We start from the raw sequence: 23,804 nt of genomic DNA on the forward strand, positions 1-23,804 counted from the left end.
CAACCAGCCAGGACGCTGCGCAACCTACCACGTTCAGAATCGTTTTCCCGGAAGAGCACGAATACGCTACCGCTATCCGCCATAATCCGTGAAGTGGAAAATTATGGAAGCGTTAATAGGTCCAAATGGTAGAATATGGCACCAAAATAGTAATGAATTTTTAAGATATATAGGATACTTTGGTGACGATTTCGATCCGATTTCGTATTCTATACGGAATCTCGGGTTCGCTGCCATCGGCATGTTTGCGCGTTATACACGCGTTCGCTTTCGGGCTGCCTTGTTTCCAAAACCTTGCCTGCAGCGAGTGCTGGAGATCCTTCTCTATCATTCACCGGCGAACATCGTTCTCGAACGTGCCGGTACATCTTTCATGCCGTTGGAGGTTCTTCATAACCTCAATGACGCCGTTGCCCGCCTGCGCACCCTCCAGGAAGCCACTCCTGACGAAGACATGCCTTCTGCGTCACCCGCTATCATACGCCTGTCGCTGGACCGGCTGCGGGATCCGAAGAGGGCGAGTATGAGATCGGCTTTCGAAACGTGGAAGAAGGCCCGGCGATACGCCAGGACCCATAATGTCGCTCAGATCGCCGCAGATCCTCTGTTTGGGGGCGGCGGAGTAGCGTGGATGCCTGGCCAGGATCGCTGCCTGATTGAGGCATGGCCACAGACATATGGGAAGTATGGCAAGCTGCCGTACGACAGCTTGCTTGGCCGCGACGTGCGCGACCTTCCCGACGGCAGATACCTGCTGCCTACGACGCGGAGCTATTTTAACGTTGCTCATGACCAGTCTCCGCGTCTGGAACTCATCGAGGCACTGGTCACGCACCCCGATGGTTCCAAATTCTGGTCTCGCTACGAGAGGCTGCTTTTACCCTGGCGAACCAGCATGTCGGACACGTTCGTCAGTTCCATGCCCCTGCTCAGGCTCGTCAGGAGTCTTTAAATTACTCCGAATGTAGCGCGCCAGGTCTCCCGGCGTCTCCCAGATGAGGTTGCAGTCGAAAGTGCGCCAGGGACTGACGATACGCATCCCCGGCTGGACGACGGGATGGCCGTAGAGGGGTAAGAGCACGCGGGTCAACGCACCTTGCTCCACCATGCCGATGGTGAAATCCGGTCCCCACATCGCGAGCGAAATGCTTCTCATCATACCGATGGTCAGAACCGGAAGCCGCTTGCGGCGATAGTAAGGATGGCACCACAGACCGCCGGCAAACACGACCCGTCCTGCAATATCGGCTGCCACTGGCGCAGCGGCTGTCCACTTCTCATTCGGGCTCATCTGCGTGGCCGGATCGCGATAGGCGAAGCGACCGGACTCCCATTCTTCACGGAGTGTGCTTGTTGGCCAATCATAGCGGCGCAGAATCAATGTTACGACCGGCTCTCCATCCGCCTGTCCCTCCACATAAATGATGTTATCCGGATTGATATCCGAGATGGCAGGATCGTAGATTGGTGAAAGCGGCTCCCATGTATCGAGATTCTTCCGATTGACCTCAACCAGCCGGGTCAAATCACGTCCCATACGCCACGATATGCCGAGATGGCGAGCAGCCTCCGCAATCTGGAGGAAGAACCGACCGATTTCGATTTTGGGGCCATGGTTTATTTCAACCGCATCCAGAAATGGACGAAGTACTTCTGACATAGTCAGCCTCTTTTACGGGCGGAATTGCCCGAAAAGAACGATACTTATTTATTAATAATATCACCTTGACTGCTCTCATTTACATTTCAGGCGTTTATTTTTTATTAACTATTGATGGCGCAAAAGCGCCAGAAAGAGCATTGGGTGGGTAAGCAATGTGTAAATCGATAGACGAAATTGCCAGGGGTGTCCGTCCTCAGGAGCCCCGCCTATCGCCGTCGTCGGCGATGGCCCGCGTCCTGCGTGACCTTTATCGGGGCCTGCCGCCGTGGGCACATTGCGAGGGTCGCGCGATGCCCGGTGGTACCGGGCGAACAGAGGAAGCGTTGCGCCAACGTGGTTTAGTCACCGGCTTCGGTCGCAATCTCACGCTGACAGAGGCGGGGCGTCAATGTGCCGCGCGGCTGGCTCAGACGGGAATTAACCAACCCTCGCATGATGGATCGCAAATAAACAGGCGGCTCAGATTTGGTTGATGGGACTAAAAGGAAAGCCGAGCGTATCGCTGCCTGGCGCCCGGCGCCGTTCAGGACCTTCGCGGAGAACGGCCTTCTGCCTGACGGGCGGATCCAGCCGGTCTGGTTTGCCGCCGCGGAAAGTCGCCCTCTACGGTTCTTTGCCGGGCGGATGCTTCAGCGCCCTCTGGATGCGGCCCATTTGAGACGTCTCGAATCAAGACCCGCCTCTTGACCATGACCCGGCGCGCCAATTTGGACACACAGCCGCTTTTTCACGATCGGGTTGCTGGTTGACTACCGACGCGGCTACCTCGCGCCTGCTCAGCGGCTATCGGGCAATGGTTTCAATGAATCTTCCGGATAGCGACCGCCCCTCGCGCGAAAATCCATCCACGTTTCATATCCGAGAGGGCTGATCCCAAGCAGCTCGGGCGATGTGTGCAACACTTGCAGCAGCCCGAGCCGGAGCAAGGGCTGGATCGTGCGATCTCCGAACTCGTCCGTGAGATTTCGCGAACCTCCGACGATCAGTCGCCAGCCCGGTGTCCCGCGAACCGTCGTGATCGGTTGCAGACAGCCGCTTGATTCTACTTGCCCATCCTCGCCCAGAATGAACAGGCAGCACGTCCAGAAGGCGTTGCTAGGGCGGGGCGGAATCAGCAACCAGTCTATCGGACCATCACGTCCTGATCCGGACGGAACAGTCGACGCAAATGTTTCATCAGCTTCGTGCGCGGCGATGAAGCCTTCTCGAAACGCGCGTTCCAGCGCTCTCGCGATAGCACCGGCCGTATCTACCGAGAAACCTTCCCGCCGGTCATTGCGATCCTTCGCAACGATCCCTCGGGCAATATCCCGAAATTGCGCGGTTCGGTAAGCGTCCCTTTTGGGACGGCGGCTCTCAGCCATGCGCCCTACCATGACAATCTGATCGGACGCATCGTAAGTCGATCGAAAGCCTCGCGGTCAAGATCGAAATAAGGTTCATTGAAAAAGCGAGGATCTTCCTTGGGGTTCGGGTGCCAGACCGGCGCAGCGACGGGAAGCGCCGCAATCGCCATTTCACTTGCGTCCTCAACGATCATCCGTGCAGTCGCAAAATTGCCGCCCTTGGCCCCTGTACCGAGCGGCGCCGAGGGCATCGGTCAGTGCGATGTTCTTCCCGGCCTGATTTGTGGTCCAGGCGGCAAAGTTCAGGGCGATCATGCGGGCCACAACGTGCATGCTTCAAATGACAAGGGGACGGATTTCATAGATTGCGTTTGCATGTTTTATAGATTCCATGCACATTAAACCAAGATGTTATCACCTCCCTATAAGGAGTCAGTCATGCAGACCATGACGCTTGAGCAGCTTCGCGCCGCAAGCGATTCCGGCGGAGTGGACGGCGTGACCCTGAAAGGGCGGGGCGGGGCGTTCCTCGTGCAGATTGCCACGCGCAGCGGGGCCACCGCCTTGCTGGCGAAGGCCCGCAGCAACGAGCCGCGCCGGTTCGGCAATCCCGTTGCCGCCTTGAACGTCCTGCGCGACGTGGGCATCACCATCGGCCAGTTCGACGCCAGCGACTGGAACCCGGCCGAGAAAGAGGAAACCGCCGGCAACCGTGGCCGGGCCGAAGCGATGCGCAAGGCGCACCAAGCCGCTGCCTACACGGGATGGCTGGCCGCCGAGATTCAGGACGCCATCGACGACCCCAGGCCCAGCATCCCGAACGATGACGTCATGGCGGGGATGGATGCCCACATTGCACGCCACAAGGCAGCAGGAGGCCAGCGCGTATGAGCTTCGATGTCTTCGCCGCGCTCGCTCGGCCCGGCGCCTCTGTCACCGTGCACAACGTCCGGCTGATCGATGTGCAGCCGGCCGAAGGCGGCCATGAACTGCTAACCATCGAGCATGCCAGCACCACGCGCGAACTGATCGGCGGCGGGCCGTGGAACCAGGAACACAGCCGCCGCAATGTGGGGAGGTTCGGCTACATCGTGCCGGCGCGGCCCTTCGGCCGCGAGATACCGGCCGGCGCGTGCTACTTCCGCGACTACATCGACCAGAGCCTGCAGCGCGTGCCCGAGTTGGACAGCCACGAGCGGACGCCCCGTGACGACGGACCCGCTTTGGACGTCATCGGCTGGCGATGCGATGCACGGCCGAACGGATTCCGCGCGCCTGTCGGCATCATCCCCGGCGAGGCCGGGCGCTTCGTGCCTGATGAAACTGTGGCCGTTACACTGCGCGTGCCGCCGGAGTTCGTACGGGCGTGCCGGCGCGTGCAGATGACGCCCCAGGAGCTGCTCCGCAGCTTTGCGGGCGATCTCGCCGGCATTCAGAACTTCGTCGCGTGCCCACGTGCAGACGGCTACGGCAGCAACGGCAGTGATGAACGCGAATACGCCGGTGCCTGGCTGCATCGAGCGCACGCCGTAAACGCTATCGACCTGGACGAGCAGGACGCACGGCAGGCCGAGGCCGAGGAAAAGCAGTTCCAACGCGACGACTTCGCGGCCCTGCTGGACGACTTCGAAAGCTACGGCGGAAAAGCCGATGACCTGTTCGCGACCGTTCAGGCAGTTGTCGATAAGCAGGCCGAGACGGACGTCGATTGATCAATGGCGAAGGCCAAGCCCCCTTTCCGCATCGTATGGCGTCCGATGGCTGAGGTCGATCTGGACACCATCATCGACTCCATCTCCCGGGATAACCCGACCGGGGCGGAGACGTTTGGCCAGGAGCTGCGCGGCAAGACCTTGCCGCTTGCGCAGCAGCCGAAAATGGGCCGCACCGGCCGGCCGGACTTGCCCGCCTTCGTGCATGAGCTGGTGGCCCATCGGAATTACATCGTGTTCTATCGCGTGCTGGACGGCGCCGCCACCGTGGAAGTTTTGCGGGTGAAACACGCGGCGCAGCAAATGCCGTGACGCGGTGACAAGCGGATCTCGCCGGCGAGGTTTAGGTGTCCGATGGCAGAGAGAGGACCGGCGACCACTCCCATCGTGGACTGCGCATGGCAAACTGGACCATCTGTAATATCGTGCCGTCCGGTCTGATGATATGGCGCTGCCGCCGATATTCGAACGACAGATTATCGTTCGCGGTCCTGCAGACAGTTACAGTGACTGTGCGCTGGTCGGGCCCACAAAGCGTGATCCTCTCCGCGTCATCTACGAGGTGAGTGGGGCTCATGGCCGTCTCAGCGGGGTTAAGTTGTCAGGGACGCGGTGCATTCGCGGCCAGCATCTGTCAGAGCCATATTACCGTATTCGCCGTCGACCGGGCCACCGCCGCGCAGCGCACGTTCCGTCTGGCCAGATGCACCGTGCATCGAACGGCCATGCAGGTGTTCCCACGGCGCACGGCCCCGGTAGAGGTTCACTAGGACGCGCGCAATCGCCGGCGACACTCGGGTGGGAGTGGGAGCTTAATTGCTCGACGTCACCGCTGCCGGTCGCCGATCGATGCACGGGCTGCACAAGTCTGCCTCGACCCAATGACAGGCGAGGCCGGTCCGTTCGATGTAGCCGGAGCAATCATCCTCCATGCAGCCACCCGCGCGGCACGCACGGGTCGCATTGCAGGTAGGGCACGATGTCCCCGCTTGTTCTCCGCAACGGCCCAGCGGTCGGCAATCCAACCCATCTCATGCCCACACCGGCCGCAAACGAACCGGATCCCCTTTCCTGCGCCGGGCAGGTGGCCGACGTTGGCCACCCTCATTTTCGCCACGCGCGGGCGACGCGGCAAGTCGCTATTCGGAAACAGCATTTGGCTCACCGGAGCCTACGGGCGTTTCGTAACGCGTCACGATCGGTTCGAGTCACCCACCGTACTCCTCATCTTTTATGCGGCCGAACATGAAAAGGCATGACGTCCAGAAGGCATTCCGGGGGCGGGATCAATGTCCAATCTGTGGCTTCAACTGCTTGCTGAGCGGGCGTCGCCATCAATTGCTCCTGCACCGCCTACCGAAACCAATCCTCAGGATCGGCGGGGCCTCAGGCTGACGCGGCCAGGGCGGCCTGCCTGCGTCGGTCAAGGCCGCGATCTTCTTGCCCTCATTCATGGCCCAGGCGGCCACGCCGATGGCGATGACACGGCCCACTACCGTCGGCTAACCAGCAGGAATAATGGCGTCATGTTCAGCATTCCGGGCATCGGAGTGCAATATCTGATGACGCTCGTCGCCATCCTGCTTTTCAGGGCATCGCGGCCGAAGAAATCTGCATTATCTTCATGATCCCGACAGGCATCTCACCGCGTCATGAACAAATAGGCGCGCTGGATTTCGAAAAAATCGCGTGATTCAAAGGCGACCCGACACATGCCATGATGCCGGGCGCCCGGATACCAGTGGACGCGATAGGCATCATGCGACGTCGCGAAGGAGATCGTCAGTTCGTAGTGCGCATCCTGCGCAGGCAACAATGTGCCCAACGGGCGCGACAAGGCCTCGGCGACCGTCGCGCGGATGGCAGCGGTGGCACGAGCCGGAGTCATCGAGATGGTGGCGGGGCCAAGGCCGCGCATGGTTTCGGTCGTGTTGATGCCGGGAACCAGCGCCCGGGCATCGGCACAGATATCATGATCGCCACTGAGAAAGGCCGAGGGCACCCCGTAGCGCGCGGCGCAGAGCGCATTCAGCAGGAATTCCGAGGCCGGCACGCCATTGAGCGTGACACATGCGATGCGCGTCGTCGTGGTATGGGCCAGCGGATTGCCCTCGCTCCCCGCCCGGGCGTGATAGCCGGTATAGAGAGCAGCGTCGAAACTGTCATCGATGCCGAACATCATGCCGTCCGGATGGCCCGACCAGCCGCGCACTATCGTCACATCCTCGGGCAGGCGCTCCACAAGCAGGTTGCGGCCGCTTTCATGCGCGTCCTTCACCACAATCTCGGTGGCGCCGGCGGCGCGCGCCCCCGCGCAAGCGGCCACGACCTCATCGGTCATCAGGGTGCGATAGGCCGGATAATCGGCATGCAGGCGATCGGTCTCGCTCCACGCGGTAATGCCGGCCGTGCCTTCCATGTCGGCACTGATGAAGATTTTCATGCGATCGGGTCCTCTCTCAGCCAGTCGGACAGGGATGGAAAAAGACGCCCGTCGCGGCCCGGCGTCGCCGGGGCCGCGCACAGCGCGTTCAGCACCGCCTCCTGCGTGGCCTCGGCGGCGGCGCGGAAGGGCAGGTCGATCAGCGGTTCGGCGATCCGCGTGACGGCGGCGAAGGGTGCCGCGGCATCATGCGCGACCCGGTCGGCGGTGGTGAAGCACAGGGCGATATCGCCGCTGCCATGGCCCCAGAACGCGCCCAGCCGCGCCAGCCCCGCCGCCGCCCGCCGCGCCACGCGGGCCAGCTGGCGGTCGTCGAGCGGCAGGTCGGTGCCCAGGATCACGATGACCGAGCCGCGTTCCGGCACGGCCGCCCCATCAGGGCCGGGGCGCCGCCCGTCGGGCAGCACCAGGTCGCCCGGCACGCCGAAATTCGCCAGCACCAGCGCCCCCAGCGTAAAGGCGCGCCCATCGAGCGTCATCAGGCGCGAGGCGGTGCCGATCCCGGCCTTGAAGCCGAACGCCGTCATCCCGGTCCCGGCGCCGACGGCACCCTCTTCCACCGGGCCCGGCCCGGCGGCCTCCAGCGCGGCATATGCATCCGCGCCCGTGACGGCAAGGGCCTGGATATCGTTGATCGCCCCGTCATTGCATTCAAAGACCAGCGGATTGACGGTCGCGGTCGCGCGGCCGATGCTGGGGTTCGCGGCTATGGCGCGGCGGACCAGCGCATCGGCGCAGGAACCGACGCCGAACGTGTTGGTCAGCAGGATCGGCGTCTCGACGGTGCCGAGTTCGCGCACCTGGATCAGCCCGGCCGACTTGCCGAACCCGTTGACGATGTCCACCCCCGCCCGGATCTTCTCGCGAAACAGGTCGCCCCCATGCGGCAGGATCGCCGTCACGCCGGTCGCGATCCCGTCCCGGCGAATCGTGCGATGCCCGACCGCGACGCCCGGCAGGTCGGTCAGCGCGTTCAGCGGGCCGGGCGGCAGCCGCCCCGGCGGAATCAGGCCGAAATCGCGCGCGCGGGGGCAGGGCAGGCTCACAGCCGGCCGGCCTTGACCAGGTCGCGCAGGAAGGCGCGGGTCTTCTCCTGCCGGGGGGCGCCGAAAATCTCGGCGGGCGTGCCTTCCTCATGGACCTGCCCCTGATAGAGGAAGCAGACCCGGTCCGAGACTTCGCGCGCGAAACCCATCTCGTGGGTGGCCAGGATCATGGTCATGCCGCCCGCCGCCAGGTCGCGCACCAGGTCCAGCACCTCGGCCACCAGTTCCGGGTCCAGCGCCGAGGTGATCTCGTCGAGCAGCAGCAGCATCGGGTTCATCATCAGAGCGCGGACGATGGCCACGCGCTGCTGCTGGCCGCCGGACAGGCGGTCGGGGTAATCGTGCGCCTTGTGGGCCAGGCCGACCCGCTCCAGCAGCGCCATGGCGCGGTCGGTCGCCTCGGCGCACGACTGGCCCAGCAGGGTCATGGGCGCGAGAATCGTGTTGCGCAGCACCGTCATGTGCGGAAACAGGTTATAAGCCTGGAAGACGATGCCGATATCGCGGCGCAGCCGGTCCAAGTCGACGCCCTCGCCGGTGATGCGCTCGCCATGGACCCGGATCTCGCCCGAGCTGGTTTCCTCCAGCCGGTTGATGCAGCGCAGCAGCGAGGATTTTCCGCATCCCGACGGGCCGATCAGGCAGACGACTTCATGTTCGTTCACCGAGAGCGAGAGGCCGGACAGCACCTGGTGCGTCCCGTAATGCTTGGTGATGTCGTCGATTTCCAGAAGAGCCATCATGCACCTCCCGCGCGGCGGCGGCGCTGCGCGCGTTGCGTCAGGCGGTCGACCAGCCGCGCCTGCGGAATCGTGATCGCCACGAACAGGATAGCAACCGTCGTGACGGCGGAAAGGTTGAAATTGTTGGCGGCGATGATCTTCGACTGGTTGAACGCATCGATGGTGCCGATCACCGAGACCAGCGCCGTGTCCTTCTGCAGGCTGATGCAGTCATTCATCAGCGGCGGCACGATGTTGCGCAGCGCGATGGGAATAACGACATGGCGCAGCGTCATGGCATGGCTGAAGCCGAGCGAGCGTGCCGCCGCGATCAGGCTGTGATGCACGCCCTCGATCCCGGCACGATAGATTTCCGACGTATAGGCGCCATAGGTCAGCGTCAGCGCGATGATCGCATAGGTGCTGGACGACAGCGCCGAGACCAGCGGCAGGTTGGTCAGCGGCAGGCCGAAACCGATCAGGTAGATGGTGATGACCGAAGGCAGGCCGCGAAACAGGTCGCAATAGGCGGTGGCCATCAGCCGCAGCGGCCGGCCGGCATCGCCGGGCAGCGTGCGCGCGATGGCGATGACGAGCGCCCAGACCAGGATCAGCACCACCGAGACCGCGAAGATCACGATATTGGTCGTGAAGGCCGACAGGATCTCGCCCGACGAATTGCGGATCAGCGCGAGGTCGAAGAAGGTCCGGCTGACGGCGGCATCGTTCAGCACCAGCAGCCATGCCAGGCCGGTTGCGATCAGCAGGGCACAGGACCAGGCCAGCGCGTTCCACGACCGCAGCGAGGCTTGCGCGCCGAGTTCGCGCGCATGGTGGATTTCCACCGCCCGTCCCGCTCGCGCCGACAGGGCGACGGCCCGCGCGCCCAGCAACACGACATAGGCGGAAAGCAGGGCGAACAGCGCCGCCACCACGGCAATTTCCAGCCCGTTTCCCTGCCGGTAAGCATAGGCCACGATCCGCAGGATTGAAAACGCGATCAGGCCCGACGTCGCCAGCGCGACCAGCACGGAAAGCGCCGAACGCAGGCGGTGGATATGGACCGGGCGCGGCACCCGCACGGTCTCGGTCATCGTCAGTGCCATACCGGTATCTCCGATGGCTTGAGGCTGTCCCAAAGCGGCGCCAGATAGGTCTGTTCCAGCGTGGCCAGCGTGCCCTCGGCGCGCATGTCCCCGATGATCCGGTTTATGACGGGGGTCTCCGGCGAATGAAGCGGCAGAACGGCTGCGATCGGCGTGTCCTCGTGGAACTGGCCAACGACCTTGAAGCGCCCCTGCGCAGCCCCGACCTGTGCCAGTACGACTGACAGGCTGGTGACGATTGCATCCACATTGCCCGCTGCTAGTGCCGTGAACATGGTGCCGGTATCGTCGAACGCAGAAAGCCGGCGGATTTTCAGCGTATCGCGCGCCCAGGTGGTCACGTTGGTGCCGATCTGCGTGCCGACGCGGACCCCGCGCAGCCCCGCCGCGTCGATCCGCGCATCGGCCCGCACCGCGACGCCATAGCTGTCCCAGGCATAGGGCGCCGAGAAGGTGACCAGGTCATGCGTGCGATGCCGCACCGACAGTAGGGCGAGCGCCAGATCGTAATCGCGGTTGCGCCCGGCGACCAGCGAGTCGAACGATGCATTGCGCAACACGACCTTGTCGAGCCCCAGCCGGTAGGCGATGTTCACGCCCAGGCAGAATTCGCGGCCGGACCTGATGCTGTCAGGCGAGTCGCCGTCAAATTCCCCGACCGCCGGCAGATTGATCAGCACCGTCAGCTGCCCCGGCACCACCGGCACGATATGGCGCGTCGCTTTCTGCCCGAACAGCCTGCATTGTCCATAGCCCTCGGCCGCCACGGCGGGACGAAGCACGAGGCTCGCGCATAGCGCGAACACGACGGGGCAGACCATGCGCCGCGCCGCCCTCACGAGCCGCTGGCCCCCGGTCCCAGCGCCGCCTCCAGATAATAATGCTGTAGCCGTCGGGTCATCGGGCCGGGCGCGCCGTCCCCGATCGAGGCCGCCCCTATCCGCACGACGGGCATGACCAGCGAGGACGCACCGGTCTGGAACGCCTCAGCCGCCGCAATGGCCTCGTCGGGCGTGAAGCCCCGTTCCTCAAGCACCAGACCATGGCGCGCACAAAGGCCCAGCACCGCCTGGCGAGTGCAGCCGGCCAGGATGGCGCGGGAATTGGGCCGGGTGACGATCGTCCCGTCGTGGGTAATGATGAAGGCCGTCGACGAGGCGCCTTCGGTGACCAGCCCGTCCTCGACGAACCAGACATCGGCGAAACCGTCAGCGCGCGCGTCGCGCTTGGCCAGTACCTGGCCGACCAGCATCGTCGTCTTGATGTCGCGCTGCACCCAGCGCGGATCGGCCATCAGTGCTACGCTGATCCCCTGTTGCTGCGCGGGCGTATCACGGATCGCCTTGCGCTGGGTGAATGCGAAAAAACTGGGCCGCAGATCGGCACGATACAGAAAATCACGGTCGGCCTCGCCCCTGCTGACCTGCAGATAGACCGTGCCTTCCGTCAGCGCGTTGCGCGCGATCAGCGTATGCTGGACCGCCTCGATCCCGGCACGCGGCAGCGGCATGGGAATCCCCAGTGCCGTCAGCGAACGTTCGAGACGGTCGAGATGCAGTCCATTATCGATCATCCGCCCGTCAAGGACCACCGTGACCTCATAGATCGCGTCGCCGAACAGCGTGCCGCGGTTGAAGATCCCCAGCCGCGCCTCTTCCTCGGGCACATAGGCGCCCTCACAATATACAATCCGTTCCATATGCGCCTTCATCAGAGGTGATTCACGAATTCACGCGATGGATGCTTGATGATCGCGCCCCATATAGCCAATCGCATTTTGGCACCAGGGTATTCCGTTTCGTACGCGCCGCCACGGGGCTAGCGGCCACGGAGGCGATGGTGATAGGTCAAAAAAACCGTCCGGGAGATGGCATTCAACACCTTGATCCCCGCCGCTTCGTCCGGCAGGCCGCAGCTGAGTTCCACCAGGATATAGTGCGTCCCGTTCGGCAGGAAGACGATCGCGGCATCGTTGCGTACGCCGTTGACCCACCCGGTCTTGTGGGCGACCTGCGTGTCGGCGGGCAGGCCGGGCGGAATGATGTCGTTGAAGGTCTGGCCAAGCATGATGCCGATCATCGCGCGGCTCTCGGCGGGGCCGATGATCGCACCACGGTCCAGCTTCTGCAGAAACCCGCCCAGCCCGCGCGCGGTCACGCGGTTGCGGATGCCCTTAGCATCGGCATCGAAATCCTCGATCATACGGCCGAAGGTAATCCCGTCCAGCCCCTGCTGCGCCACCACGCCACGGATCTGGATCACACCCAGCCGCTCGACCATCAGGTTGGTGGCGAGGTTGCTGCTGTACTGGATCATGACCCGCAGCAATTCGCGCACCGTGACCGGCCTACCGACTTCGGCATAGAGCGGATCGTATGAATCCTCCTTTTGGTCGAGCGCGAAGCTGCCCGGGCCGACCAGCGAGTGAAAGCGGTTATGGACGACTATCGTCTCGTCCTGCTTCAGTGTGCCCTCGCGAAAGGCCGCATAGGCGGCGTCGAGGACAAACAGCTTGATCGTGCTGGCGGCGTTGATGGGCTCGTCACAGCGTAGGCAGACATCCGGCGTCTGCCCGGACTGTGCCGCATAGACGGCAAACGTCCCCGGCTGGCCCGCCGTGATCCGCGCGACCGAGTCCGTCAGCCCTTCCGCGCGGGCCGCCCCTCCCAGAAGAGCCACAGCGCACAAGGCGGCCCCGCTCCGCATCAGAAGCCGAAATATAGGAGCCTGTTTCAAAAGGCCCGCTGCTGGCGACCCGACGCGCGCTTTCTGCGCTCCGAGGCTCACGACCATCAGGTCGCTCCGCTTCGGCATCCGAAAACCCACGCCGGGCGCGGTCCCACGGATCAATGCTCCCTCAGCAGCTGGGCATTTGAAACAGTCTCCAAGTACCGGCACGGTCGATCCCCCCGCTGACAAATCGGTCATATTCCTCAATCGTTATAATCTTCATTTCCCCAGCAGACCAATTCATGGAGCTTGTTGGAGGTTAGCCTAGGGTTATGGCCTGTGGACGAAGTTTCGCCTCCTAAGCCTGCCGCGATCGGCTATGGAGGACGAAGCGGGCGATAATGCAGCGGGACAGTGGCTGCTCGGTCATGGATACGGGCATGGTCATTTCGCGCCGGGGCGTGTTTGCAGCGGGGCGCGCGCTGGGTGCGGCGGCGATGGTCGCGGACGAACGCGCGGTCCTGCCACGCGCCGCATCGGCGGGCGACGCCCCGCCCTAGCTGCAATTCCGAGGGCCCAGGCTGGTGCCGCGGCACCTGCGCGTGGAGCATATTCCGGCGGCGGAAAATCCCGTCGCCGCGCCGCACGCAAGGCGGCCATTCCCTGATGATCTATAATTTCGGCGCCTACAGCCACCTGTTACTGTCCGAATTCCACGCCCCGCACCATCTCACATCGCTGCCCGTAAAGCCGATCATCAACTGCCCCGGCTATGCGGCGCGGGAATGGTCGCTTGATGACAGCGTTGTCCCCGTCCGGGGCCAGACGGCCTGGCTGCGGTCCAGGCCCGAGGCCCCGTAGGGCGTCGATAGCCGGGGTGCCACCCTGCTGTCGAAGACGAGCGGCGTCATGATCCAGGCGGTGTACCTGAACCGGCTGGGTGAGATGACGGGCGTGGGCAACAATTTCGAACATCCCGCCCCGGCGGGGACCACAAGCGCTATCGGCGTGTTCGCGAGCCCATGCCATCGCGATGACCGTCAGCGCCTATGCCGTGACCAGAATCGGCGCGACGAGAGAAATGCCGAACAGACGGCTGAGCGGAAGGAGGCCGCCAGCACCGGTCTCGGCTCGCCCGCGCGCCGCTTGATCACGCTGTCCGATAGCATGCGACAAGAATATGTCGGCATCTATCGAGACGCCGGACGCGGACCGATCACCATCAGCCAGCGCGGGAAGGATCTGCGGGTGGCTTCAGCCACGCCGACGGGCTCGCGTGCATGCTCTCGGCCCTGCGGCATGACCTGTGCGTGTCCCGTTGGGACAACCGGGCGCAGGATGGCGCCGAAGACGCCTACGTGCAGTTCGAACGCGATCTCTCTGGCAAGGTGGGCGGCATGACCATGCGGGTGGTTCAATCCGATTTCAGCTTCGACGCGCAGGACCTCGATCCGAAAAAATGTACGCATGAAAGCTTTTCTTGGCTCTCTTTTTCCAAGAAAGAACAAAGCTTCTCCCACGTCCCTCTTAACCATGGGTTATAAGAAACCGTCCTCTTTTGCATTGGCCGGAATCATCCGGCTCTTCTAGGCTCGGTCCATTCATGTCGGTGCGCCGACGCGCCCACTCTATCGATATTCAGGACTTCCATGGCCGGCAAACGGACCATCACTATTATCGGTGGAGGCGTCATCGGCCTCACCGCGGCCCACGCCCTCATCGGGGCGGGGCACGACGTCACACTCATCGAGCGCCGCGAGGATGTCGGGCAGGAGGCCAGCTTCGCGAATGGCGGGCAGCTCAGCTACCGCTATGTCAGCCCGCTCGCCGACGCCGGCGTGGCTCGCGATGCCCTCGGCTGGCTGTTGCGCCCGCATTCGCCGATCTCGCTGCGGCTGCGGGCCGATACCATGCAGTGGCGCTGGCTTCTGGGCTTCATGTTGGCCTGCAACCGGCGGACGAATCGCAAAAATGCCGCGATCCTGCTCGACCTGGCCCTGGCGGGGCAGGCGGAACTGCAGGACTGGCGCGATGCCGGGCTAGACGATTTCCTATGGCGCCGTCCGGGAAAGCTTGTTCTATATCGAGATTCTTCGAAATTCCGCCTCGCGGCGCGCTCCATCACTGATCCTGACCTGCAGCGCGCCCTGTCCCCTTCCGAATGCATGACGGTCGAACCGGCATTCGCTGGATTGCAGTCCCGGATCGCGGGCGGGATCTTCTCGCCCGAAGACGAGGTCGGGGATTGCTTCCTGTTCTGCACAGCCCTGCGCAAGGCGCTGACGAGGCAACCGGCTTTCCGCATGGTCCAGGGCAAGGCCGCACTCGCGCCCGGCAGAGGGAGCCGCTGCGCCCTACGCGTGAATGGCAGGCCGTTCGAAGCCGATCTGGTGATCCTCGCCGCGGGCATCGCTTCTCGCGCGCTGGCACGCCCGCTGGGCATCGACCTGCCACTCTATGGCCTCAAGGGGTACAGCCTGACAACCCGACCCCAACCCGGCACCCTGCCCGCAGTCAGCGTAACTGATTACGACAATCGGGTGGTCTATGCCGGGCTGGGCGACCGCCTTCGGGTCGCGGCCATGGTCGATATCGGAACGGATGACACGCCTCCCGACCCACGGCGCCTGGCAGAACTGCGCGCATTGGTGGCGGCGACGCTACCGGGCGCGTTCGGCGGGGGCGAGGACGCGCCATGGGTCGGACTGCGCCCCGCGACACCGACCGGCGTTCCGGTCATTGCGCGGACCCGGTATGACAATCTGCTGCTCAATGTCGGGCATGGCGCCCTCGGTTTCACGCTGGCGGTCGGCTCGGCATTGCGGCTGAAAGAGATTGTGGCCGGGGCCGACGTCTGAGCCATCGGGTAGGGAAGGAACGATTCCCGATGCACGCGACCCGTCGCGCGGTTCTCCTCAGCGGCTTCGCCGCGACCCTGTCCAGCCCGATACGCGGTGCCGGGGACGCTCCGCCGCCGGCCGGCCATGCCGGGCTCGTCCAACCGGTGGAGATCCTCGAAGACCACTGGGGAATCGCCCATGCGCGCGCCCGGACCGTCCCCGACGCTTTTCTTCGCCGACGGATATCTGGTGGTGCGGGATTGGCGGTGGGAGCTCGTTTCCGGCCACCACCGGTCGCTGGGCCGGCTAGCCGAACTGTTCGCCGCCGCATTCGTGCCCTCCAACACCGCCAACCAGCTGATACTGTTCCGGGGCGACGCCGAGCAGGAACCCGCTACCTGTCCGCCGCTGCACAAGAGTGCGCACGGGCCTAGGTCGCCGGCATCAACGCGCCGATCCATGGCGACGACGACCGCGCGGTCGAATGCGAGTGATCGATCCTGCTGGCCCACATGCTGACGGCGCGTGCCTTGCCCCGCCGTTCGAGGATCGCACCCTCCCCAGCCATTGCCACGCCTTCCTGCGCAGGCAGGACTGGCTGAACGCGTATCTGTGGACAATGCGTTTCCACGACACCCAGATGCCAAATGGGCACACTCTACGAACTACCGTCAGAAGCATGCCGTCGCCCCCCACTGTCCATAGCCACAGGTTAAGCGATGGGTGCATAAACGAAATTGGATCATTCTCGTAACGTCGTCTATATTTTCGAATACAGAACAAACACGTTGCAGGAGCAGCATCGCATGGCATCGCAGGCTAAGCGCGGTCGTTTTCGTACGGCAAGAAAACTGGGGCTTGCTTCGGCGGCCTCGTTTCTCTCCCTGAGCCTAGTTGCACCGCTCGCGCTGGCGGACACCGTCCCGGCCACCGGCGACAAGGCGAAGACCTCGGCCACGGCCGCCCGGAAGAAGACGGCCAAGAAGGCGCCCGGAAAGCAGGGAGTGGGCTCCGCTCCTGCGCAGGCTCACCCGGAGAGCGTCAGCATCGTCGGCATGGGTTCGACCCGCCAGGTGCAGGTCATGGACAAGGAGCAGTTCAAGACCTACGCCCCCGGCACGAACCCGCTGAAGATGCTGAACCAGTTGCCCGGTGTCACGTTCATGAGCAGCGACCCGCTGGGTATCGATATCTGGTCGTGGGACATGTATATCCGCGGCTTCGAGGTAGGGGACCTAGCCAGCACGATCGACGGCGTGCCGGCCCTGGACGTGCAAAATTTCGTCTCGCAGTCCAATCTGGGTCACGTCTCGGTCTCGCAGGGGGCCGGCGGCGTTGACGTCCCGTCGGTCTCGAATCTGGGTGGCCATATAGGATGGACGACCGATACGCCGAAGGACAAACGCGGCGGCACGATTTCGCAAACCTTTGGCAGCTACGCCGCCTATGACACGTTCATCCGCTTCGACAGCGGTAAGATCGGTCCCTATGGCACCAAGTTCTTCGTTTCCTACGACCGTGCATCCGAAGGGCAATGGGTCGGGGGCGGTTCCGAATTTCGTCAGGTCGTGAACGCGAAACTCGATCAGCCGATCGATGAGCATTCGCACCTGCAGGCCTTCTTCGCCTGGGCCTACAATTCCAGCGACCCATATCCCGACCTGTCGATGGACATCCTGAACAAGCTCGGCCAACGCATAACCTATTACAAACCGAACTATGCCGCCGCGTATCATGCAGCCCAATATGCCCAGGGACTGCCCGGTGGCACGCTGCCCGCCGGATACGACAAGTTAAGCGATCCGGAAGACGCGTCATATTATGACGGTCCGAACCGGTTCAGCAATTACATGACATACGTCAAATACGACAACCAGTTCAACAGCCACCTCAGCCTGGATGTAACGCTTTACGGAATCGGCGCTTCACACCACGGCCTGTGGGCCTCGCCCTATTTGACCGGTCCGAACGGCGCACCCATTACCGAACAGGATTTCCATCATACCCAGCAGGATGGCGGCCTAACCGCGAGCCTGAAATATCGGATCTCCCACCACGTCATCGAAGGTGGTGTCTGGTACGATCATACGAACTACGATTATGGCAAGGGATTGTATCAGGAGCCGGTCCTGGGCGAGGGCACGCCGCTGAATTCGCACAACTCCCTACCGCATTCGGCATGGTATGCAAGCCCCTACAATATCGGCTATCATTTCGATACTCTGCAGATTCATCTCCAGGATACGTACAAGCCCGTCAAGGGACTGACGATCAATGCCGGATTCCGTTCGATCATCTATTCCGGCACGTCGCGTATCAACGGCAACAATCCCGACTATACCGGCCAGACGTCGCTGCCCTATGGCAAGCTGAACTATAATTCCGCATTTCTGCCACAGGTCGGCATCACATATCGCCTCGATCATCATAACGAGGTATTTTTCGATTTCTCGAAGAACATGTCGGTCTTCGGTCCGGGCAGCTACAATTCCTCCTCGCCCTGGGGCGCGGCCGACTGGCAGACCTTCAACTATATCAAGCAGAACATCGAGCCCGAATCCGACTATGTGTACGAAGTAGGCTATCGCTACTCATCACCCTATGTCCGCGGGCTGGTGGACCTGTATCATACCGATTACCGAAACCGCGTGGGCTCCATCACGATTGGCTCGATCGTCAATTCCCAGTCTACACTCGCCAATCTCGGGTCCGTGCAGATGTATGGCGTCGACACGTCACTGACCGTCACGCCGATCCCCGGCTTCGATATCACCAATTCATTCAGCTATAATAGCTCGAAATACGACAGCGATGTTACAACTGATGGCGTGACCTACGCCCTCAAGGGCAAACGCGAAGTCAATTATCCGCGATATATGTATAAGTCGACGGCGATGTACACCTACAAGCAGATGTCGGTGAATATCAGCGCGGCCTACACGTCCTCCCGCCCCCTCAGCTACGTCAACGATGTGACTGTACCGGGATACTGGCTGGTCAATACGGGCGCCTCCTATCATGTCCCCAGAAAGATCGGCCCCGGCAATCTCACGATCTCGTTCAATGTTTATAATCTTCTGAACGACAAATATATCGGCCAACTCGGCGAAAACGGAAACCCGATGTCCGGCGACTACCAGTCCTTCAACATGGGCGCCCCGCGCACGTTCTACGGCAGCCTCGCCTACAATTTCTGATACCTCCGCGGGCGGAGTAACGATGAAGCAGCGCCCATCACCTATTCGTTGCCTTGTGAGACGAGACGCGCCACAGGACCGAACCCGGCACCAATGTCTGGCGGCAGGAGACGGACAGCTGTTGCCCCTGAACCAGGTCTTAGAACGCCTCGTCGATCATACAAGGCCGGGGTTTCGGTGTCAGTGGTGCTGGTAACAGTCAGAGGAGCTTAGCCCTGAGCCTGAGTTCCTGTATTAAGGCAAGAACCGGCTGGAATCTTTTTGCATCCCACAGGTTGCGCATTTCCTCTATTTTCGACAAGGAGAGAAACTCTTTTGGAAGTTTGTTGAGGTAATGCTCTGCAGTATGGAACCTATGATGTGCCTTGCTTTCTTTAGGGATCGGGGCGGCTTCATCAAGAGCCGGTAAGTGTACTTTATCCATGAGGTGTTGTAGAGCCGCATCAAGGTTTGCACGGATTTCATCTGGCATATTTGGCATATGGACTTTTCTCTCGGGGTTTCGGTCTCAGGACGGGTGCGACGCCTTGAGTGCTTGACCGGATGTGGCCTCCTGCGCATGCGTGTAAGAGAGCATTGCGCGATCACCGAACTCACCGACGGCCATAAATCCAATCCAAAGCGCCACGCCCATGATAACGAACCGCGCCTTACTCTTGCTGCTCAGCGAGCCAGAAGCAGTTTCTTCCCTATACTGCCTCCTCACCATAATCGCGCTCAGAACAGCGCCGACGGCGCCGAGCAAAAGATCAATCCCCATAGTTTCTACTCCGGGGTTAGGTGGACAGAGTGGGCGCGGGGCTTTCGTCCTCGCGAGCGCGCTGGCTGCGCATGGCGCGGATTTCGGCTTCCATCTCTCCGCGTTCAGCCGCATCGCCAAGCCGCCGCATGCCGTTGCGGATCACACCAGCCAAAGACCGCTTGCAGCTTCCCCAAGTGACCGCTTGAGCGGCGGCCGGATACATCGTCTTGATGTGGTGCGCGGCCTCGGCGGCGATCGCCCGCGCCGCCAGGTCAACCGCGTCTTCAGGGAGGTGCTTCATCGGCAGGCTTACCATGCTCGTTCTTTTGAGCTGTTCCACCTGGGCGACCAGACCAGCGATTTCATCGCAATGGCACCCGTGGGGGTTTCGGCAGTCGCCGCGCGGTCCCCGGTCATCACACGACCAGATAGGATTATCGGGCATCGATGGCCCCCGAGAGTTAAGTGTTAGCGCCGCGCATCAAGGGGCCGAGCAAGGCCCGCCGCGCGTCGCGTAGGGCCATCTGCATGGCTATCCGCGTCGGGTCGAGGTCGTCGCGCCACAGGGCCCCGCGCACGACGCGCTCCAAGTCCGCCTTTCTCTGCTTGACCACGCGCGGCGGGCAGATCGTCGGCATGTTGCGCAGCGCTTCAACCAGAACGGGCTTGCTGTCAGTCAGCATCCGAGAGGCCCGGCGGAGTTCACGATGTTCGAAGCGGGTCATGGGTGTCTCTCCGGGATTTAGTTGTCAGGTGTGCTGTCTTCACAGACAGGCGATCCGAACCCAATTGCAGCCGCCTGACTGTGCAGCAGCGCCGTGAATTCGGAAACATCCACCTTGTCGCCGTAAGTCGGCCACGAACATCCGAGCAAAGTCTGAGCCACCGCATCGGCGAGAAGATCACGGACCTCACTGTCTACATCGCCATAGTCGGCCAGCTTGATGCGAGCTTTTGGATTTAACACGAGGAGCGCCCGGCACTCGTCCCTTGAAAGATTCCATTGCAACCTGGACCTGTAGAAGGAGATTGCCGCATCAATCTGATTGTCAGAAGGTTCCAGAACGGAGTTGTCCAAATAATAACGCGCACCATTTCTTTGCAAGAGAAGCACAGACGGAACACCATCTACTAACGTGGCCGCACTCGATTTCTGGACCTGCATTACTTCGCCGGGAGTTAACACCAAAGTGGTCGCCATCCTTTCTTAATCCGGGGTTTAGGTCAACATTGGTCAGCGCGGTTCATCGCTGTTCCCAGAGCCATCGTGAACCTTCCGTTGAGAGAATCTAATTAATGCGGAAATTGCAGGAAATTTTCCAATATATGGAATAAATGACGCATCATACGCCAGTAAAATAAGTAGTGATATATTTAAATAAATAGGAATTGCGAATAGAGCGTACACTATAGTTATAGTGTTAACGTTTCTTGGAACTCCAACCATTATGCCAAACGATAGTATCGCAAATCCAGCACCAGAAAAGGCAATAAGTCCCTTTGTAACAACCAATAAGAAATACCGAACAAAGAAAGAGACCCTTACGGATCTTGCATACCCGAAAAGACCAGCGCATAGGTAACTTATTACATTAGGAACAACGAATAGACCGAAAATCCAGAGGTAGATATAAAGGTCCATTTTTATATCTATGTAGGACATAATGACCGCTGAAACGACACTCCCAATTTTGTTTGTCGGCCTGAGATTTAAATCAATATACCCATTGATTTTCAGAAAAAGCAACGCGGAAATAGTTATGTATGCGGTGAAAATAAAGAAATAAATCGTCGTCTGATAAAATCTTCCTCTCATGATCAATGGCACGATAATAATAGTCGAAACTATAGAAACTATACATTCCAGAAGAAGGTCGCTCAGCCCAACGTTCATTTATTCACCTGCAGTCATCGGGTCACCTGTTGGCCGGGGTCGCGAAAGCGGCGCCTCCCTGGTGTATGTTGTCACCATAGTTTACACTACTCAGGCTGTCAACCAAGTTGACAACAAATGATATTCCGTGTTATAAAAATTCGTCTCATTGAACAAGGTTTTCAACTTGTCAGATCCTCCACGGGAGCCTGAGCACCGCACGCTAATCGGATACGCCCGCGTCAGCACCAATGACCAGAACAACCAAAGTCAGATTGATCAGTTGCTCCACTTTGGAGTCGAGTCAGCGGCGATATTCCAGGATAAGGCCAGCGGGAAGCACATGGAGCGTCCTGGCTGGAAGAATTGTTGGAAGGAGTTGCGCGATGGTGACGTCCTCGTTGTCACCGCGATAGATCGTCTCGGAAGAGACCTCATTGAAGTGGTGCAGACGGTCAAAGCGCTCCACGACAAGGGAGCTGATTTGAAGGTTCTTTCTATGGACCTTGATACGCGGACCGCAACGGGACGCCTGATTTTCGCTATCATTGCGGCGATGGCTCAATGGGAACGGGAGCTGATCGTCGAGCGGACCATCAACGGACTGGCGGCAGCGCGGGCAAGAGGCAAGACGGGAGGACGGAAAGCGGTTCTTTCGGATTCTCAGGTCGCCGAAGCCATGACACGAATACAGGCCGGTGAGAAATCGGGCGAAGTCGCCGCAGATTATGGAGTGACCCGGCAAGCCATCTATCGGCGGGCCAAGAACATGAGGAAGGATAGCACCAATGACTGACGAGCCGACGACCGGGAGCAAAAAGAATATGGCAACGCTAAGTGGCGTTGATGTGAATCGGGCTGATGCGGGGAAAGCCGCAGAGAGATTAGACTCCGCGCTCTCGCAAGGAATTTTGATAGATATTAAAGACATTCTTATGGAAGCCCCGGGCAAGTCGCTCCCAGCATCCGACCTTCTAAAAAAATTGCAGTCACGTTTTGAAATTCATCCGCAGAACGCAAGACATTGCTTAGATTCGGGCATCAGTGATGGCGTCTTGTCTTGGAATGGCGATACAAAGGTCATTACCTACGTTGCCGGATCGTAGGAGCGGACCATGACTTCTGTGGTTGCCGTCCATAGTGCAAGAAGTATCTGACTCAGTGAACGAGTGATCGACTGCGGTCTTCTGTCAGGCCTTTGAACGCGGCGTTTTCAGAAGCCGCTGGCCGATATGGTGATCTGCGGATTGGGTCCAAATCTGACAACCGTGCTCAATGGCACCCAGTCATTGGCTGGTTTTCCCGCTCCGGATCGGCTCGATCATGCGCCCATATGGGTCGTCGCCTTCTCACACCCCCTTACCGGTTCTGTCCATGCGCGACTGAGGTCATCTCATGCCGCCGCAGACAGAACCGGATCCCGATAATTCTCCTGCTTCGTCAGCATAGCCCAGACGGTCCGCGCCATCTTGTTTGCCAGGGCGATCGCAACCAGCATACGGGGCTTACGCTCAAGCATCCGCGCGAGCCACGTGCCAGGAACAGGTGGCTTGCGGCTCGCCCAGTTCACCCGCGTCATAGCGCCAATAATTAGAAGTCGACGGATGTCGGCTTGACCGGCCTTCGAAATCCGGCCCAGCCGCTCTTTGCCCCCGGATGAAAACTGCCGGGGAACAAGACCGAGCCATGCGGCGAAATCGCGGCCGCAACGGAAGTTTTTCATAGAAGGAGCAAACGCTTCGATCGCCAGGGCCGTCAGAGGTCCGACCCCAGGCAGGGATTCCAGGCGCTGTGCGACACCGCTTTCATTCGACAATTCGACCATCGCACGTGTTTTCTCGGTAATCCGAACCGATTGTTCATCGATCTGGGTCAGGAGATCGCGGCATTCCTCACGGACAACCTCGGGAAGTGACACACTATTATCCTCAAGGAACTCCTCAATACTACTGAGATGGCCCAGCCCTTTCGGTACGACAAGACCAAACTCGTAGAGTGTCGCTCGCAGGGCGTTGACGAGTTCGGTCCTCTGATGGACCAAGCGGTCACGACTGCGAAATAGGACAGCACGCGCCTGCTGCGCCTCCGTCTTCGGCACCACAAAGCGCATCTCCGGCTGCCGTGCCGCGATCACAATCGCCTCGGCATCGGCGGCGTCATTCTTCTGGCGTTTGACAAAGGGACGCACGTACTGCGGTGCAATCAGCTTCACCTCATGTCCCAAGTTCGTGAGCTCTCGCGCCCAGTGATGCGCGCTTCCGCACGCCTCCATCACCACGAGCGCGCGAGGCTGGCTCGCCATGAACTCCAGGAACTGCGGGCGGCGGACTTTCTTGCGAAACAGCACTTCGCCCACCCGGGACGCAGCGTGAATCTGAAATACGTTCTTTGCCAGATCCACCCCGATCATCGTATCTTTCATTTGCCGTCCTCTCTTCCGTGGC

28 protein-coding genes are annotated in these 23,804 nt (G+C 61.0%); 11 read left to right on the forward strand and 17 right to left on the reverse strand.

Annotated elements, in window-relative coordinates; all coding sequences use genetic code 11:
* Window positions 1-877 precede the first annotated feature (877 nt).
* Together HLH25_RS08200 and HLH25_RS08205 are read right to left on the reverse strand one after the other, a co-directional pair.
* On the reverse strand, window positions 878-1,660 hold the full coding sequence (locus tag HLH25_RS08200; protein WP_182973594.1) for a hypothetical protein: 783 nt from the start codon (window positions 1,658-1,660) through the stop codon (window positions 878-880).
* Window positions 1,661-2,439: 779 nt separating this feature from the next.
* The gene (locus HLH25_RS08205; protein WP_182973595.1) at window positions 2,440-3,027 is read right to left on the reverse strand and encodes a hypothetical protein; all 588 of its coding nucleotides are present in this window, start codon (window positions 3,025-3,027) and stop codon (window positions 2,440-2,442) included.
* Window positions 3,028-3,447: 420 nt separating this feature from the next.
* On the opposite strand from HLH25_RS08205, the gene HLH25_RS08210 reads away from it, so the two are divergent.
* The 4 genes from HLH25_RS08210 (at window position 3,448) to HLH25_RS08225 (ending at window position 6,349) form a co-directional block, all read left to right on the forward strand.
* Window positions 3,448-3,900 carry an antitoxin PaaA2 family protein gene (locus tag HLH25_RS08210; protein WP_182973596.1) on the forward strand — a complete coding sequence of 151 codons (453 nt, stop codon included), beginning with the start codon at window positions 3,448-3,450 and terminating at the stop codon, window positions 3,898-3,900.
* Entirely contained in the window at window positions 3,897-4,721 is an 825-nt protein-coding gene (locus HLH25_RS08215; protein WP_182973597.1) for a hypothetical protein, read from the forward strand. The genes HLH25_RS08210 and HLH25_RS08215 overlap by 4 nt, the downstream gene beginning before the upstream one ends.
* A 3-nt stretch (window positions 4,722-4,724) precedes the next feature.
* A complete protein-coding gene (locus HLH25_RS08220; RefSeq protein ID WP_182973598.1) occupies window positions 4,725-5,033 on the forward strand; it encodes a type II toxin-antitoxin system RelE/ParE family toxin in 309 nt (102 codons plus the stop codon).
* A gap of 977 nt (window positions 5,034-6,010) precedes the next feature.
* On the forward strand, window positions 6,011-6,349 hold the full coding sequence (locus tag HLH25_RS08225; protein WP_182973599.1) for a hypothetical protein: 339 nt from the start codon (window positions 6,011-6,013) through the stop codon (window positions 6,347-6,349).
* A 14-nt stretch (window positions 6,350-6,363) separates the two neighbouring features.
* On the opposite strand, the gene HLH25_RS08230 is transcribed toward HLH25_RS08225, so the two are convergent.
* The 7 genes from HLH25_RS08230 to HLH25_RS08260 all read right to left on the reverse strand — a co-directional run bounded on the left by HLH25_RS08230 (window position 6,364) and on the right by HLH25_RS08260 (window position 12,717).
* Window positions 6,364-7,164 carry a M55 family metallopeptidase gene (locus tag HLH25_RS08230; protein WP_182973600.1) on the reverse strand — a complete coding sequence of 267 codons (801 nt, stop codon included), beginning with the start codon at window positions 7,162-7,164 and terminating at the stop codon, window positions 6,364-6,366.
* Window positions 7,161-8,210, reverse strand: a complete 1,050-nt coding sequence (locus HLH25_RS08235) for a P1 family peptidase (protein ID WP_310889074.1) — start codon at window positions 8,208-8,210, stop codon at window positions 7,161-7,163. Before HLH25_RS08235 ends, HLH25_RS08230 begins: the two co-directional genes overlap by 4 nt.
* The gene (locus tag HLH25_RS08240; protein ID WP_220791731.1) at window positions 8,207-8,953 is read right to left on the reverse strand and encodes an amino acid ABC transporter ATP-binding protein; all 747 of its coding nucleotides are present in this window, start codon (window positions 8,951-8,953) and stop codon (window positions 8,207-8,209) included. The genes HLH25_RS08235 and HLH25_RS08240 overlap by 4 nt, the downstream gene beginning before the upstream one ends.
* The gene (locus HLH25_RS08245) at window positions 8,950-10,038 is read right to left on the reverse strand and encodes an amino acid ABC transporter permease (protein ID WP_182973601.1); all 1,089 of its coding nucleotides are present in this window, start codon (window positions 10,036-10,038) and stop codon (window positions 8,950-8,952) included. Before HLH25_RS08245 ends, HLH25_RS08240 begins: the two co-directional genes overlap by 4 nt.
* Window positions 10,029-10,859, reverse strand: coding sequence for a substrate-binding periplasmic protein (locus HLH25_RS08250; protein WP_182973602.1), 831 nt, complete (start codon window positions 10,857-10,859; stop codon window positions 10,029-10,031). The genes HLH25_RS08245 and HLH25_RS08250 overlap by 10 nt, the downstream gene beginning before the upstream one ends.
* 14 nt (window positions 10,860-10,873) lie before the next feature.
* Window positions 10,874-11,737, reverse strand: coding sequence for a D-amino-acid transaminase (locus tag HLH25_RS08255; RefSeq protein WP_182973603.1), 864 nt, complete (start codon window positions 11,735-11,737; stop codon window positions 10,874-10,876).
* Between the two features lie 119 nt (window positions 11,738-11,856).
* On the reverse strand, window positions 11,857-12,717 hold the full coding sequence (locus tag HLH25_RS08260; RefSeq protein ID WP_310889076.1) for a serine hydrolase: 861 nt from the start codon (window positions 12,715-12,717) through the stop codon (window positions 11,857-11,859).
* A 392-nt stretch (window positions 12,718-13,109) separates the two neighbouring features.
* Here HLH25_RS08260 and HLH25_RS08265 point away from each other — a divergent pair, with 392 nt between their 5' ends.
* From HLH25_RS08265 to HLH25_RS08280, 4 genes are all read left to right on the forward strand, one after another.
* Window positions 13,110-13,268 (forward strand): hypothetical protein, encoded by a 159-nt coding sequence (locus HLH25_RS08265; protein ID WP_182973605.1) that lies wholly within the window; start codon window positions 13,110-13,112, stop codon window positions 13,266-13,268.
* A gap of 106 nt (window positions 13,269-13,374) precedes the next feature.
* Window positions 13,375-13,569, forward strand: coding sequence for a hypothetical protein (locus HLH25_RS08270; RefSeq protein WP_182973606.1), 195 nt, complete (start codon window positions 13,375-13,377; stop codon window positions 13,567-13,569).
* A 419-nt stretch (window positions 13,570-13,988) separates the two neighbouring features.
* On the forward strand, window positions 13,989-14,252 hold the full coding sequence (locus HLH25_RS08275; protein WP_182973607.1) for a hypothetical protein: 264 nt from the start codon (window positions 13,989-13,991) through the stop codon (window positions 14,250-14,252).
* 105 nt (window positions 14,253-14,357) lie between these two features.
* Window positions 14,358-15,566, forward strand: a complete 1,209-nt coding sequence (locus HLH25_RS08280; RefSeq protein WP_182973608.1) for an FAD-dependent oxidoreductase — start codon at window positions 14,358-14,360, stop codon at window positions 15,564-15,566.
* Between the two features lie 412 nt (window positions 15,567-15,978).
* On the opposite strand, the gene HLH25_RS08285 is transcribed toward HLH25_RS08280, so the two are convergent.
* Window positions 15,979-16,116 (reverse strand): hypothetical protein, encoded by a 138-nt coding sequence (locus HLH25_RS08285; RefSeq protein ID WP_182973609.1) that lies wholly within the window; start codon window positions 16,114-16,116, stop codon window positions 15,979-15,981.
* 238 nt (window positions 16,117-16,354) lie between these two features.
* Between HLH25_RS08285 and HLH25_RS08290 the strand changes: the two genes are divergently transcribed.
* Window positions 16,355-18,745: a TonB-dependent receptor gene (locus tag HLH25_RS08290; protein WP_182973610.1), complete on the forward strand. Its 2,391-nt coding sequence runs from the start codon at window positions 16,355-16,357 to the stop codon at window positions 18,743-18,745.
* 199 nt (window positions 18,746-18,944) lie between these two features.
* Here the strand turns inward: HLH25_RS08290 and HLH25_RS08295 are convergent, their stop codons facing one another.
* The 6 genes from HLH25_RS08295 to HLH25_RS08320 all read right to left on the reverse strand — a co-directional run bounded on the left by HLH25_RS08295 (window position 18,945) and on the right by HLH25_RS08320 (window position 21,381).
* Window positions 18,945-19,226 carry a hypothetical protein gene (locus HLH25_RS08295; RefSeq protein WP_182973611.1) on the reverse strand — a complete coding sequence of 94 codons (282 nt, stop codon included), beginning with the start codon at window positions 19,224-19,226 and terminating at the stop codon, window positions 18,945-18,947.
* A gap of 27 nt (window positions 19,227-19,253) precedes the next feature.
* Window positions 19,254-19,505 (reverse strand): hypothetical protein, encoded by a 252-nt coding sequence (locus HLH25_RS08300; protein WP_182973612.1) that lies wholly within the window; start codon window positions 19,503-19,505, stop codon window positions 19,254-19,256.
* 16 nt (window positions 19,506-19,521) lie between these two features.
* Window positions 19,522-19,803 carry a hypothetical protein gene (locus tag HLH25_RS08305; RefSeq protein WP_182973613.1) on the reverse strand — a complete coding sequence of 94 codons (282 nt, stop codon included), beginning with the start codon at window positions 19,801-19,803 and terminating at the stop codon, window positions 19,522-19,524.
* 145 nt (window positions 19,804-19,948) lie between these two features.
* Window positions 19,949-20,212, reverse strand: a complete 264-nt coding sequence (locus tag HLH25_RS08310; RefSeq protein ID WP_182973614.1) for a hypothetical protein — start codon at window positions 20,210-20,212, stop codon at window positions 19,949-19,951.
* 17 nt (window positions 20,213-20,229) lie between these two features.
* On the reverse strand, window positions 20,230-20,688 hold the full coding sequence (locus tag HLH25_RS08315) for a hypothetical protein (protein ID WP_182973615.1): 459 nt from the start codon (window positions 20,686-20,688) through the stop codon (window positions 20,230-20,232).
* Between the two features lie 33 nt (window positions 20,689-20,721).
* The gene (locus HLH25_RS08320) at window positions 20,722-21,381 is read right to left on the reverse strand and encodes a hypothetical protein (protein WP_182973616.1); all 660 of its coding nucleotides are present in this window, start codon (window positions 21,379-21,381) and stop codon (window positions 20,722-20,724) included.
* A 148-nt stretch (window positions 21,382-21,529) separates the two neighbouring features.
* On the opposite strand from HLH25_RS08320, the gene HLH25_RS08325 reads away from it, so the two are divergent.
* Window positions 21,530-22,156, forward strand: a complete 627-nt coding sequence (locus HLH25_RS08325) for a recombinase family protein (protein ID WP_182973617.1) — start codon at window positions 21,530-21,532, stop codon at window positions 22,154-22,156.
* Window positions 22,149-22,466, forward strand: a complete 318-nt coding sequence (locus HLH25_RS08330) for a hypothetical protein (protein ID WP_182973618.1) — start codon at window positions 22,149-22,151, stop codon at window positions 22,464-22,466. The genes HLH25_RS08325 and HLH25_RS08330 overlap by 8 nt, the downstream gene beginning before the upstream one ends.
* 287 nt (window positions 22,467-22,753) lie before the next feature.
* Here the strand turns inward: HLH25_RS08330 and HLH25_RS08335 are convergent, their stop codons facing one another.
* Window positions 22,754-23,782 (reverse strand): IS110 family RNA-guided transposase, encoded by a 1,029-nt coding sequence (locus HLH25_RS08335; RefSeq protein ID WP_182973619.1) that lies wholly within the window; start codon window positions 23,780-23,782, stop codon window positions 22,754-22,756.
* Window positions 23,783-23,804 lie beyond the last annotated feature (22 nt).

The organism is Gluconacetobacter dulcium (assembly GCF_014174165.1).
GTDB classification, from domain to species: Bacteria; Pseudomonadota; Alphaproteobacteria; order Acetobacterales; family Acetobacteraceae; genus Gluconacetobacter; species Gluconacetobacter dulcium.